At 69.5% G+C, this 12,506-nt stretch carries 15 protein-coding genes, 1 tRNA gene and 1 riboswitch; of the genes, 14 read left to right on the forward strand and 2 right to left on the reverse strand.

What is annotated here, in order from left to right:
* Window positions 1-104 precede the first annotated feature (104 nt).
* Window positions 105-449, forward strand: coding sequence for a hypothetical protein (locus tag EV648_RS27810; RefSeq protein ID WP_132297967.1), 345 nt, complete (start codon window positions 105-107; stop codon window positions 447-449).
* A 25-nt stretch (window positions 450-474) separates the two neighbouring features.
* On the opposite strand, the gene EV648_RS27815 is transcribed toward EV648_RS27810, so the two are convergent.
* On the reverse strand, window positions 475-1,218 hold the full coding sequence (locus EV648_RS27815; protein ID WP_132297969.1) for a phosphotransferase: 744 nt from the start codon (window positions 1,216-1,218) through the stop codon (window positions 475-477).
* A complete protein-coding gene (locus tag EV648_RS27820; RefSeq protein WP_132297971.1) occupies window positions 1,215-1,715 on the reverse strand; it encodes an NUDIX hydrolase in 501 nt (166 codons plus the stop codon). The genes EV648_RS27815 and EV648_RS27820 overlap by 4 nt, the downstream gene beginning before the upstream one ends.
* A 73-nt stretch (window positions 1,716-1,788) precedes the next feature.
* Between EV648_RS27820 and dop the strand changes: the two genes are divergently transcribed.
* The 13 genes from dop to EV648_RS27885 all read left to right on the forward strand — a co-directional run bounded on the left by dop (window position 1,789) and on the right by EV648_RS27885 (window position 12,425).
* Window positions 1,789-3,309, forward strand: coding sequence for a depupylase/deamidase Dop (dop, locus tag EV648_RS27825; protein WP_132297973.1), 1,521 nt, complete (start codon window positions 1,789-1,791; stop codon window positions 3,307-3,309).
* A gap of 74 nt (window positions 3,310-3,383) precedes the next feature.
* Window positions 3,384-3,593: a ubiquitin-like protein Pup gene (locus tag EV648_RS27830; RefSeq protein ID WP_132191293.1), complete on the forward strand. Its 210-nt coding sequence runs from the start codon at window positions 3,384-3,386 to the stop codon at window positions 3,591-3,593.
* 8 nt (window positions 3,594-3,601) lie between these two features.
* Window positions 3,602-4,441, forward strand: a complete 840-nt coding sequence (prcB, locus tag EV648_RS27835; RefSeq protein ID WP_132297975.1) for a proteasome subunit beta — start codon at window positions 3,602-3,604, stop codon at window positions 4,439-4,441.
* 31 nt (window positions 4,442-4,472) lie between these two features.
* Window positions 4,473-5,342: a proteasome subunit alpha gene (gene prcA / locus EV648_RS27840; protein ID WP_132297977.1), complete on the forward strand. Its 870-nt coding sequence runs from the start codon at window positions 4,473-4,475 to the stop codon at window positions 5,340-5,342.
* Between the two features lie 146 nt (window positions 5,343-5,488).
* Window positions 5,489-6,022 carry an NUDIX hydrolase gene (locus EV648_RS27845; RefSeq protein WP_158294084.1) on the forward strand — a complete coding sequence of 178 codons (534 nt, stop codon included), beginning with the start codon at window positions 5,489-5,491 and terminating at the stop codon, window positions 6,020-6,022.
* 69 nt (window positions 6,023-6,091) lie between these two features.
* Window positions 6,092-6,760 carry a GNAT family N-acetyltransferase gene (locus EV648_RS27850; protein ID WP_132297981.1) on the forward strand — a complete coding sequence of 223 codons (669 nt, stop codon included), beginning with the start codon at window positions 6,092-6,094 and terminating at the stop codon, window positions 6,758-6,760.
* Window positions 6,761-6,765: 5 nt separating this feature from the next.
* Window positions 6,766-6,860, forward strand: a riboswitch (ZMP/ZTP riboswitch).
* A 30-nt stretch (window positions 6,861-6,890) separates the two neighbouring features.
* Entirely contained in the window at window positions 6,891-7,805 is a 915-nt protein-coding gene (locus EV648_RS27855) for a bifunctional 5,10-methylenetetrahydrofolate dehydrogenase/5,10-methenyltetrahydrofolate cyclohydrolase (RefSeq protein ID WP_255512878.1), read from the forward strand.
* 89 nt (window positions 7,806-7,894) lie between these two features.
* Window positions 7,895-8,263 (forward strand): chorismate mutase, encoded by a 369-nt coding sequence (aroH, locus tag EV648_RS27860; RefSeq protein ID WP_132297982.1) that lies wholly within the window; start codon window positions 7,895-7,897, stop codon window positions 8,261-8,263.
* 46 nt (window positions 8,264-8,309) lie between these two features.
* Window positions 8,310-9,374, forward strand: a complete 1,065-nt coding sequence (locus EV648_RS27865; RefSeq protein WP_132297984.1) for a prephenate dehydrogenase — start codon at window positions 8,310-8,312, stop codon at window positions 9,372-9,374.
* A 10-nt stretch (window positions 9,375-9,384) separates the two neighbouring features.
* Window positions 9,385-10,068: a (d)CMP kinase gene (gene cmk / locus EV648_RS27870; protein ID WP_132297986.1), complete on the forward strand. Its 684-nt coding sequence runs from the start codon at window positions 9,385-9,387 to the stop codon at window positions 10,066-10,068.
* Window positions 10,065-10,793, forward strand: coding sequence for a 1-acyl-sn-glycerol-3-phosphate acyltransferase (locus EV648_RS27875; protein WP_132297988.1), 729 nt, complete (start codon window positions 10,065-10,067; stop codon window positions 10,791-10,793). The genes cmk and EV648_RS27875 overlap by 4 nt, the downstream gene beginning before the upstream one ends.
* The gene (gene der, locus EV648_RS27880; RefSeq protein WP_132297990.1) at window positions 10,786-12,171 is read left to right on the forward strand and encodes a ribosome biogenesis GTPase Der; all 1,386 of its coding nucleotides are present in this window, start codon (window positions 10,786-10,788) and stop codon (window positions 12,169-12,171) included. The genes EV648_RS27875 and der overlap by 8 nt, the downstream gene beginning before the upstream one ends.
* 180 nt (window positions 12,172-12,351) lie before the next feature.
* Window positions 12,352-12,425, forward strand: a tRNA-Pro gene (locus EV648_RS27885).
* The last annotated feature ends 81 nt before the right edge of the window (window positions 12,426-12,506 follow it).

Here is a 12,506-nt window from a genome sequence, read left to right on the forward strand (position 1 = left end):
GGAGTACGCCGCGGCGGGCGGCTGCTGGAGGGTGCCTACTCAGGGGGTCGGACCGGGGTCTTCCCTGATCCGTCAGGTGGTGAAGCTGTCGTAGCTTCCTGGGTATGGCGACGGACGAGATTCGCAAGGACCTGCGCGCCGCGGTGGCCGCGCGGCAGGAGCTGGGCCCGGACTACGAGCCCGAGATCATCGACGCGTTCCTGGAGAAGATCGACGCCCGGATCGCCCAACGCCCTGTCGCTCCGGAGCCGGTCCGGACCGGGCCGCCGAGCAAGGAGAACGACCCCGGCGGCCTCGCCCTCGCGATCGTCTCCGTCGTGGCCGGTATCCCGATCACCGCGATCGCCGGCGAGATGGAAGGCACCTTCGCCGTCATCATCTGCTGGGGAGGCCTGGTCGGCATCAACCTGGCCCGCTCCATCTCCCGCTTCATCGCCCGCCAGCCGTAACCCGCCAGCAGGTCGCCAGAGCGGCTCACAGGCGCGCCAGGATGCCCTCCAGGCCGCTCTGCACGTCTTCCGGTTGGTCGAGCAGCAGCCCGCGATGTACTTCGTACCAAGGCCCGAGCTGGTGCCAGTCGTGCGCGCGGCTGCGGAGCTCCGGGGTGACGCCGTAGGTCTCGCTGACGCCCTCGGCGATGCCTGCTGGGGCGCCGTTCAACAACCAGCACAAGTCCAGCGCCGGATCGCCGATCTGAGCATCAGTCCAGTCGATGATCCCGGTGATCCGCCCGTCAGCGACGAGCAGGTGATCCGGCCCGAGATCCGCGTGAACCAGTGCCGTCCGGACTCCACCGAGCCGCTCCAGCAGCGCCAGGCCGGCAGCCTGCGCCGAATGCGGTAGCAGAGGCACAACCTTCGCCCGGGCCTCGTCGAGGAACACCGTCTTCTCCGCGGCCGCCGTCTCCGCGTCCACCGCGCCATGGGCGACGGCCTCGGCCGGATCCACCGCGTGGAGCGTTCTGAGGAATGACCCGAGCTCCCGGCCCAGCGCAGTACTGCCTGCTTCTAGTGGGTCTCCGACCAGGAGACGATGGCGTACGCCGTACTCAGTGGGCTCGGGGACTGGCACGGGCAGCGGGACTTGTGGGGCGAGCCAGGGGAGGAGGCGGGTCTCGGCGAGTAGGCGCGGGCGGACTTCCTCGCGACGTGGTTCGCGGTGCAGCCAGTCGCCGTTCAGCCAGGCGCGGCTGTCCCAGCCGTTGTCCTCGATCCTCATGCGAGGCTGCGGACGAGTGGACCGAGCAGGGCAGCGGTGTCAGGCATGAAGGGCCACTGGGGGTCGTCCAGCCGCGCTACGAGCTCCGCGGGGGACATCCAGTCGCCCCACTCGACCTCCTCCGGCTGGTGCTTCACCGGGCCGTCCCAGACGCACGTGTAGAGGTAGGCGTGGTAGCTGGTGACCTCGTCCGCGTAGTCGCCCTCCGGCAGTTGCGTGAGCTCGACGCCGGTGATCCCCAGCTCCTCGGCCAGCTCGCGCACGACCGCGTCGTACGGGTCCTCACCGGCCGCTACGACGCCGCCGGCCGCGAAGTCGTACCGGCCCGGGTAGACGTCCTTGGTGGGCGTCCGGCGGTGCACGTAGATGTCGCCGGCCGTGTTCCGGACCAGTACTCCGGTCGCGCCGTGGCGCAGGTTGTCGCGCCGCATGACGGAACGTGGCGCGGATCCGCACACCCGGCCGTCGCTGTCCAGCAGTGCCACTTGTTCGTCCATCTGGGCAGTCTCACAGGTAACCCTGTGGACACAGCAACACCTTTAGTCGGCCCGACCGCGTAGGCTCGATCGCATGAGTGTTCGGCGGATTATGGGGACCGAGACCGAGTTCGGCATCTCGGTTCCAGGGCAGCCCGGGGCCAACCCGATGCTGACCTCCAGCCAGGTGGTGAACGGTTACGCCCAGACGCAGCCGCTGGCGCGCAAGACGAGGTGGGACTTCGACGAGGAGCACCCGCTGCGGGACGCGCGCGGCTTCGACCTGAGCCGGGAGGTGGCGGACTCGAGCCAGCTCACGGACGAGGAGACCGGGCTGGCGAACGTGATCCTCACCAACGGCGCCCGGCTGTACGTCGACCACGCCCACCCGGAGTACTCCGCACCCGAGTGCACGAATCCGCGCGACGTCGTGGTCTGGGACAAGGCCGGCGAGCTGGTGATCATGGAGGGCGCGCGCCAGGCCCGGCAGATCCCCGGCGCCCCGCCGCTGAACCTCTACAAGAACAACACCGACAACAAGGGCGCGTCGTACGGGTCGCACGAGAACTACCTGATGCGCCGGTCCACGCCGTTCGCGTCGATCGTGCGACACCTGACCCCGTTCTTCGTCAGCCGCCAGGTGGTCACCGGCGCCGGCCGGGTCGGCATCGGCCAGGACGGCAACGCGCACGGCTTTCAGATCAGCCAGCGGGCGGACTACTTCGAGGTCGAGGTCGGCCTGGAGACGACGCTGAAGCGCCCGATCATCAACACCCGCGACGAGCCGCACGCGAACCCGGACCGGTACCGTCGGCTGCACGTCATCATCGGCGACGCGAACCTGGCCGAGATCTCGACGTACCTGAAGGTCGGTACGACGTCGCTGGTGCTGGCGATGATCGAGGACGGCTGGCTGACCGACGACCTGAGCGTCGACCGCCCGGTCACCGCGCTGCACGAGGTCAGCCACGACCCGACCTGCACGCACCTGATGACGTTGAAGGACGGCCGCAAGCTGACCGCGGTCCAGTTGCAGACGGAGTACCTCGAGCAGGCCCGCAAGTACGTCGAGGACAAGTACGGCGACGACGCGGACCGGCAGACCAAGGACATCCTGTACCGCTGGGAGCAGGTGCTCGACCAGCTGGCCACCGACCCGATGAAGCTGGCCGACCAGCTCGACTGGGTCGCGAAGCTGAAGTTGCTGCAGTCCTACCGAGACCGCGACGGGCTGGAGTGGGACGACCCGAAGCTGCACCTGGTCGACCTGCAGTACGCCGATCTCCGTCCGGACAAAGGGCTGTACTACAAGCTGGTCAAGGCCGGCCGGATGCAGCGCCTGGTCAGCGACGAGGAGATCCGGATGGCCGTCTCGCACCCGCCGACGGACACCCGCGCGTACTTCCGCGGTCGCTGCATGCAGCAGTACGCCGGGCAGGTGGCGGCGGCCTCGTGGGACTCGGTGATCTTCGACCTGCCGGGCCGGGAGTCGCTCCAGCGAATCCCCACGTTGGACCCGCTGCGCGGTACGAAAGCACATGTCGGAGCGCTGCTGGACCAGTGCGACACCGCGAGTGACCTGGTTCGCACCATTACTGGGGGCGCCGCCGGGTAGGGTCGCCATATAGATGTCACAGTGAGGGTCGGTTGGGCGGCCCTCCTGGGCGGCGGTTCTAGGAGGTGTGTGCCATGGCGAAGGACGGCGGACAGCAGCACAAGCAGACGAAGCGCTCGTCGACCGAGGAAGAGGTCACCGAGGCCAAGTCGAGCGAGGACGTCGCTGAGCGCAAGGAACGGCTCGACGACGACGTCGACTCGATCCTCGACGAGATCGACGAGGTGCTCGAGGAGAACGCGGAAGAGTTCGTCCGCGGCTTCGTGCAAAAGGGTGGGGAGTGAACCGCTAGATGACATTCGATGCCTCCGGCCGGTTGCCGGAAGCCTTCCTGACCCCAGGTGGCTCGTCCTTCATGGACTTCCTGGCCGGGCATGCGCCCGACCTGTTGCCCGGACGACGCTCCCTGGGGACAGGTGACCTGTCCAAGGACGTCCCGCACGGCACCACGATCGTCGCCGCCACCTTCGAGGGCGGCGTCGTGATGGCCGGCGACCGGCGCGCGACGATGGGCAACATCATCGCCCAGCGCGACATCGAGAAGGTGTTCCCCGCCGACGAGTACTCGTGCGTCGGGATCGCCGGCAGCGCCGGGCTCGCGGTGGAGATGGTGCGGCTGTTCCAGGTCGAGCTGGAGCACTACGAGAAGCTCGAGGGCACCACGCTCAGCCTGGACGGCAAGTCCAACCGGCTGAGCGCGCTGATCCGCGGCAATCTCGCGTTGGCGATGCAGGGCCTGGCCGTGGTGCCGCTGTTCGCGGGCTACGACCAAGACCTGAAGGGCGGCCGGATCTTCTCCTACGACCCGACCGGCGGACGGTACGAGGAGACCTCCTTCCACAGCGTCGGCTCGGGCTCGCTGTTCGCCCGCGGCGCGCTGAAGAAGCTGTACCGGGAGGGCATGTCGGCCACCGACTGCGTGACGGCGACGATCCAGGCGCTGTACGACGCGGCCGACGACGACTCCGCTACCGGTGGGCCGGACATGGCCCGGCGGATCTTCCCAGTGATCGGCGTGGTCACCTCGGACGGCTACCAGCGGATGCCCGAGGAGGAGGTCGGCGCGATCGTCGACTCCATCGTCGCGGCCCGGCTGCAGCGTCCGGACGGCCCGGCCGCACCGCTGACCTGAGCCCTCCCGCGCCTCGATAAGAAGGATTTCCATGAGCGTTCCGTTCTACGTCTCACCCGAACAGCTGATGCGGGACCGGGCCGACTTCGCCCGCAAGGGCATCGCCAAGGGCCGCAGCGCGATCGCCCTGCAGTACGCCGACGGCATCCTGTTCGTCGCGGAGAACCGGTCTCCCGCGCTGCACAAGGTGGCCGAGATCTACGACCGGATGGCCTTCGCCGCCGTCGGCCGGTACAACGAGTTCGAGAACCTGCGGATCGCCGGCGTGCGGCTGGCGGACATGCGCGGGTACTCCTACGATCGCCGTGACGTCACCGGCCGGGCGCTGGCGAACGCCTACGCCCAGACGCTCGGCGCGATCTTCTCCTCCGGCGGCGAGAAGCCGCTCGAGGTAGAGATCCTGGTCGCCGAGATCGGCTCCACCGCCGCCGAGGACCAGATCTACCGCCTCACGTACGACGGTTCGATCGCCGACGTCCGGGGATACGCCGTGATGGGTGGCCCGGCCGAGCAGGTGGCGGACTACGTGGGCGAGCACTACTCGGAGGGCATCTCGCTCGCGGGCGCGCTCCGGCTTGCGGTGGACGCCCTCGGCCACGACGGCACCGAGACCCGGCAGCTCGAGCCAGACCAGATCGAGGTCGCCGTCCTGGACCGGACCCGCACCCAGGTGCGCAAGTTCAAGCGGATCTCGGAGGAGACGCTGGCCCGGATCCTGTCCGAGTCCAGGCCCGACACCTCCCCGTCCGAGCCGACCACGCACGCGGAGACGGCAGAGACGGTGAACGGCGGCACCTACGAGAGCGACTCCTCGTCCGCCGGAGACGCCGCGGTGGCGCCGCCCGAGGACGACGCTCCCATCGCGCCGCCCGAGGACCCGGACACCGACCGCCCTCTGTGAGCGACCAAGAATCGTCCGCCGCGGGAGCACCTCCCGCGGCGGACGACGCTCTTTCGCGACCCCGGGCTGACGAGCGCTCCCGGGCTGACGGCCGGCGTCCGGACAAGCAAGCTGATGGTTCGCGGCCGGGAGATCCGGAGCCCTGGGTGCTGCTGGATGAGAAGCCCGGGTTCGAAGGGTTCCTGACCGTCCGGCTGCGGCGCTACCGGCTGCCGGACGGCCGGGAGGTGGACTGGGATGTCTTTGGCCCGAAGCTCTCTGCCGGGATCACCGCGGGCATCACCGTGCTGCCGCTGACCCCTGAAGGCCGCATCGTCACCGTGCGGATGTTCCGCGCCGGCCCCGACCAGATCGTCACCAACCTCCCAGGTGGTCTGATCGACCCGGGAGAGGACCCGGACGCGGCCGGTCGGCGGGAGCTGGAAGAGGAGACCGGCTACACCTGCGAGTCCATCGAGGTGGTCGGCTGGCACTGGTCGTCGGCCTCGTCGGTCTACCGCAAGTACGTGGCGATCGCCCGCGGCTGCCGACCGGACGGCGTGCAGCACCTGGACGAGACCGAGGACTGCGTTCCGGTAGAACTCACCGTCGAGGAGTTCCGCCGCGAACTCCGCACGCCCGGCGCGATGACCGGCACCGACGCGGCGTACCTGACCCTCGACCATGCCGGCCTCCTCTGACCAGCCGCCTGCACGTCGGTGCGGCTTAATCCGTTTGCCGGGAGCGATCCAGAGCCCGAGGATGTCCGCGTGCTGATTGATCACTGGCCGCTCCGAGGCCTCCGGCTGACCACCGACCGGCTCGTACTCCGCCTCCCCGACGAGCAGGAGTTGTCGGCGCTGGCCGATCTCGCCGCCGGTGGTGTCCACAAGGCCGGCGAACGCCCGTTCCTGACCCCATGGACCGATCTACCTCCCGCCGAGCGAGCGCGGTACGTCGTCCAGGGGTACTGGAGCTGCCTCGGCAGCTGGACTCCGGACGACTGGGCCCTCGACCTAGGCGTGTTCCAAGGCGACCAGCCGATCGGTTTCGTGATACTCAGAGCCCGAGAGTTCGCCACCCTCCGCGAGGTGAAGACCTCGTCATGGCTCGGCCTGGCTCACCACGGCCAAGGCCTCGGCACCGAAGCCCGTACTGCGCTGCTGCACCTCGCGTTCGAGGGACTCGGCGCTGAGGCGGCGCTCTCGGAGGTCTTCCAGGACAACGTCGGGTCCCAGGGCGTGTCCCGCAAGCTCGGCTACCGCCCGGACGGCATCTCCCGCGACGTCCTGCACGGCGAGGTGGTGATCTCGGACCGCCTCCGGCTGACCCGCGAGAACTGGCAGCAGGTCGACCGCCGACCGGTCGAGATCTCCGGACTCGACAGCTGCCGCGAGTTCTTCCTCGCCCCGGACGGGACCGGGGGAGCGGCGCGGTAAACTCCACTACGGACCGCTACTGGCGTTGAGGTGGTGTACCACCGGGGAACGGTCCGTCGGCGGATCCGTCGACCAGCAGCCGCGCGCCTGGGCCACCCGACCTGTTCGTCGACGCCCGAAGGAGCGCACCATGACCTCTCCCAGCAACCACACCCTCACGTTCTCGAACCCGGACGACCCCAAAGCCGCACCCCGCGAAGCCGCTCGGCTGATGGTGGGGACGGGTCTCGCCGCGGAGATGGTGGCGAAGGCCGCCGAGCGCGCGAAGGCGTTGAAGGACGCGACCGGGGTCGAGGCCTGCCTGGCGACCGTGCTGGTGGGGGATGACCCGGCGTCGGCGACGTACGTCCGGATGAAGCAGAACCGCAGCAAGAAGGCGGGCATCGGCTCGCTCAGCGTGGTCCTGCCCACTGAGACCACCACCGAGGAACTCGTCGCCGAACTGCGCAAGCTCTCCGAAGACCCGAAGGTGCACGGAATCCTGCTGCAGCACCCGGTACCGGATCACATCGACGAGCGTGCCGCGTTCGAGGCGATCGACCCGGCCAAGGATGTCGACGGGGTCACCATGCACGCGTTCGCCGCGATGGCCTTCGGTGAGCCCGGGTTCCGCTCGTGCACGCCGGGTGGAATCATCCGCCTGCTCGAGGCGTACGACGTACCGCTGGTCGGCGCGCACGCGGTCGTCATCGGCCGCAGCCCGATCCTCGGCAAGCCGGTCGGGATGTTGCTCCTGGCATCGAACGCGACGGTCACCTACACCCACTCGAAGACCCGCGACCTGGCGGACATCGTGAAGACCGCCGACATCGTGGTCGCCGCGGTCGGCAAGGCGAACTTCGTCCGCGGCAGTTGGCTGAAGCCCGGCGCGGTCGTCATCGACGCCGGCTACAACGAGAACAACACCGGCGACGTCCACTTCGAAGAAGCCACCCAGGTAGCCGGCCTCATCACCCCCGTCCCCGGCGGCGTAGGCCCCATGACCATCGCCCTCCTCCTGGAGCAAACCGTCGCCGCCGCCGAGGCACAGACCACCACCGCCTGAGGAGCAGAATCCGAGACGGCTGTCCGTCTGTTGGCTGGGCTGTCCTAGGGTTGAGGTAGGCAGGGACGACGAACTAGGAGGCAGGCGCTGTGGCGGTACGGGCGATCCGGGGTGCCACCCAGCTCGAGGTGGATGAGCGCGAGCATCTGCTCGAGCGGTCCGCGGAGCTGGTCCGGGCGGTACTCGAGGCGAACGACCTCGACTCCGCGGACCTGATCAGCATCCTGTTCACCGTCACGCCGGACCTGCACTCGGAGTTCCCGGCGGTGGCCGGGCGGCAGATCGGGCTGACGGACGTCCCGCTGATGTGCATGCAGGAGATCGACGTACCGCACGCGCTGCCGCGGGTGGTCCGGATGATGGTGCACGTGGAGACGTCGCGCTCGCGGGAGAAGATCCAGCACGTCTACCTGCACGGCGCCGTCAGCCTGCGCCCGGACCTGACCGGCGCCCAGTGAACGCCCCCCTGTACGCCGCAGTCAGCACCGCAACGGTGGTCGGGCGATGACCGAGCTCCGCGGTCCGGTCCGGATCGTCGGCACCGGCCTGATCGGTACGTCGATCGGCCTGGCGCTCGGGCGGCTCGGCGTGGTGGTCGAGCTGGTGGACGCCGACCCGGACAACGCGCTGATGGCGGAGCGGATCGGCGCCGGTTCGCGGCTGGTCCAGATCGAGCCGCAGCTGGTCGTCGTCGCGGTACCGCCGGACCACGTCGGCGCGGTGATCGCCGAGCAGCTGCGCCAGACCGACGCGGTGATCACGGACGCGGCGAGCGTGAAGTCGAAGCCGCTCACCGATGCGTCCGCCCTCACCGACGACCTCAGCCGCTACGTCGGCAGTCACCCGATGGCCGGTTCCGAGCGATCCGGCCCGCTCGCCGGCCGCGCCGATCTCTTCGACGGCGCGACCTGGGCGATCACCCCGCACGAGACCAGCGACCCCAAGGCCGTCGACCTGGTACGTCGTCTCGCCGAGGCGGCCGGGGCTCGTACGGTCGAGTTGTCCGTGCAGGACCACGACCTCGCCGTCGCCAGGGTGTCCCACCTGCCGCACCTGATGTCCGCGTTGGCCGCCGGCACCCTCGTCGACGCACCGAACTCCCACCTCGAGCTTTCCGGGCAGGGCGTCCGCGACGTCACCCGGATCGCGGCCGGTGATCCCCGGCTGTGGACCCAGATCGTGTCCGCGAACTCGACCGCGCTGACCGGCCTGCTGGAGCGGATCCGCGACGAGCTCGACCGGGTTCTCGTTGCCCTGGGCAAGGAAGAGGCGGGGGAGGAGCTCGCCTCGATCCTCGGCCAGGGCGTGTCCGGCGCGGTTCGGGTTCCCGGCAAGCACGGCGCCCCGCACATCGAGCTGGTCCCGGTGCTCGTCACCATTCCCGACCGGCCCGGTCAGCTGGCCCGGCTGTTCGCGGACGCGGCCGAGTCCGGCGCCAACGTCGAGGACCTGCGGATCGACCACAGCCCGGGCCGACCGGTCGGTGAGGTCGAGCTGGCGGTCAAACCGGCCTCGGTGGATCAGCTGGTCCGGGTACTGACCGAACGTGGCTGGTCCGTTCACCGGTAACCTTCGGCCCATGATCATCGCTGTTGACGGCCCGAGCGGTTCCGGCAAGTCGAGTACCGCCCGCGGTGTCGCGACCAAGCTGGGGCTGCGCTACCTCGACACCGGAGCGATGTACCGGGCGGTGACCTGGTCGGCGCTGGACCACGGCCTCGACCTGGACGACACCGCGGCGGTCGCCGAGCGAGCCCGCGCACTGGTCCTGTCGGTCAGCACGGATCCGCAGCGGGCCCAGTTCGCCGCCGACGGCACCGACGTGACGGAGGCGATCCGGGACCCGCGGATCAGCGCCAGCGTCAGCAAGATCGCGACCAACCTGGACGTGCGCAAGGAGCTGATCCGCCGCCAGCGCGAGATCATCGAGCAGTCCCAGCCGACCGGCGGGGCGGTGGTCGAGGGCCGCGACATCGCGACCGTGGTCGCTCCGCGGGCCGAGCTGAAGGTGCTGCTGACCGCCGACCAGGACGCCCGGATGGCCCGCCGCAAGGCCGAACTGGCCGACGCGGTCACCGCGGAGCAGTTGCGCGACCAGATCGTCCGCCGCGACGCCGACGACGCCACTGTGTCGCAGTTCCTGGTGGCCTCCGACGGCGCCGTCGAGATCGATTCGACTCATTTGTCCCTGGAGGAGGTCGTCGACGTGATCTGCCGGCTCGCGAAGGAGGCTGAGGCCGCGCCGCGCGACCAGGAGTCATGACCGCCGAACTGACCGGGCACCAGGACCTGCCCCGCACAAACGACCTTCCCGCGCTGCCGCACCGGCTCGGCAGCGTGATGCGCCATTTGGTCGGGCCGTACTTCCGCCGCCGCTACGACGTGACCGTGCACCACGAAGGCAACTTCCCCCGGACCGGCCCGGTCCTGCTCGCCCCCAACCACCTCGGCCTGCTGGACGGACCGCTGCTGGGTTCCACTGCCCCGAGGATGCTCCATCAACTCGGCAAGATCGAGGCCTTCGGCGGTCTCCAGGGGTTCCTCCTGCAGCGTGCCGGGCAGATTCCCGTCGACCGTTCGACGTACGACGTAGGGGCCATCCGCCGCTCGATCCAGGTACTGCGGGACGGCCGCGTGCTGAGCATCTACCCCGAGGGCACCAGGGGGCCGGGGGACTTCCGCCGGGTCCGGACCGGGATCGCCTACCTGGCCATGGTGACCGGGGCGCCGATTCTGCCCGTGGCGCTGCTAGGGACCCGGCTGCCGGGTGGGAACGTGGAGCATTTTCCGCCCTGGGGGAGCCGGGTGGACGTGGTATATGGCGAGACCTTCGCCGTGGACCGCGTACCCTTTCCCCGGAGGCACTCCGACGTACGCGCGGTTGCCGACCAGATCGGCGAGGTGTTGCGGGCGCATGTCCGGGCGGCCGTCGAAGCCACCGGCCACCCGCTTCCGGGTAAGCCAGACCAGAAGGATCCTGATGAGTGACCTGCCCACCGGCTACGGCGATGCCTTCGCCGAGACGACCCACGACCGCGAAGACCGGGGCCCTGTTCCCGTGCTGGCGATCGTCGGCCGGCCGAACGTCGGCAAGTCCACGTTGGTGAACCGGATCATCGGCCGCCGCGAGGCTGTGGTCGAAGACACACCCGGCGTCACCCGCGACCGGGTCCCGTACGACGCGAACTGGTCCGGACGCGAGTTCACCGTGGTCGACACGGGCGGCTGGGACCCCGACGCCGTCGGCATGGCCGCACTGGTCGCCGCCCAGGCGGAAGTGGCGATCAACGCCGCGGACGCCGTCCTGTTCGTCGTGGACGCCACCGTCGGGATCACCGACGCCGACGAGGCCGTAGTACGGGTGCTGCGCAAGTCCGGCAAGCCGGTCGTGCTGGCCGCCAACAAGGTCGACGACCAGCGCGTCGAGGCCGAGGCGATGAACCTGTGGAGCCTGGGCATCGGGGAGCCGTTCCCGGTGTCGGCGATGCACGGCCGCGGTACCGGCGACATGCTGGACGCCGTCCTGGCCGCCCTGCCGGAGGCACCCCGCGAGCGGGACGCCGAGACCGGGGGACCGCGCCGGGTGGCGATCGTCGGCAAGCCGAACGTGGGCAAGTCCTCGCTGCTGAACAAGGTCGCCAAGGAGGATCGCGTCGTCGTCAGCGACGTCTCCGGGACGACGGTCGATCCGGTGGACGAGTTGATCACCCTGGGCGGTAAGCCCTGGCGGTTCATCGACACCGCCGGCATCCGCCGCAAGGTGAAGAACGCCCAGGGCCACGAGTACTACGCGAGCCTGCGCACCAACAGCGCGATCGAGCGTGCCGAGGTGGTCGTGGTGGTGATCGACGCCTCCGAGCCGATGAGCGAGCAGGATCTGCGGATCATGAACTCGGTCGAGGAGGCCGGCAAGGCGCTGGTGATCGCCTACAACAAGTGGGACATGGTCGACGAGGACCGGCGCTACTACCTGGAGCGCGAGATCGACCGCGACCTGGTCCAGTTCCGCTGGGCGCCGCGGGTGAACATCAGCGCGCTGACCGGCCGGCACATGGAGAAGCTCGTGCCCGCCATCGAGGCCGCTCTGGACGGCTGGCAGACCCGCGTCCCGACCGGCCAGCTGAACGCGTTCCTCGGCCGCCTGGTCGCGGCGCACCCGCACCCGGTGCGCAGCGGCAAGCAGCCGAAGATCCTGTTCGGCACCCAGGCGACCACGATGCCCCCGACCTTCGCGATCTTCACCTCCGGCGCGTTCGAGCCGTCGTACCAGCGCTTCATCGAACGCCGGCTGCGCGAGGACTTCGGCTTCGTCGGCAGCCCGGTGCATGTCCAGATCCGCCCGCGGAAGAAGAAAGAGAAGCGCTGACCGGCTTCTCGTTGCCATAAGCAACGGTGTGGCCGCGGCCCTGCTCACCAGGCCGCGGCCCGCTCCGGCAGAGCCCCGGGGCAGGGGTCCGGACGTCCATCGAGACACCCGCGACCCGTGGTGAGAAACGCCCCGGGAATGGGGTAAGGTTTACCCGCTCGCTCCTGAGGAGCAAGTGTTCGGGCTGTGGCGTAGTTTGGTAACGCGTTCGGCTGGGGGCCGAAAGATCGCAGGTTCAAATCCTGTCAGCCCGACCCCTACAAGGGCACCGACCAGGTCGGTGCCCTTCGTGTTTTCCGGGGTTCTGCTGCCCTCCCCGCCGGGGTCGAGGGAGC

Source organism: Kribbella sp. VKM Ac-2568, from assembly GCF_004345365.1.
Classification (GTDB): Bacteria; Actinomycetota; Actinomycetes; order Propionibacteriales; family Kribbellaceae; genus Kribbella; species Kribbella orskensis.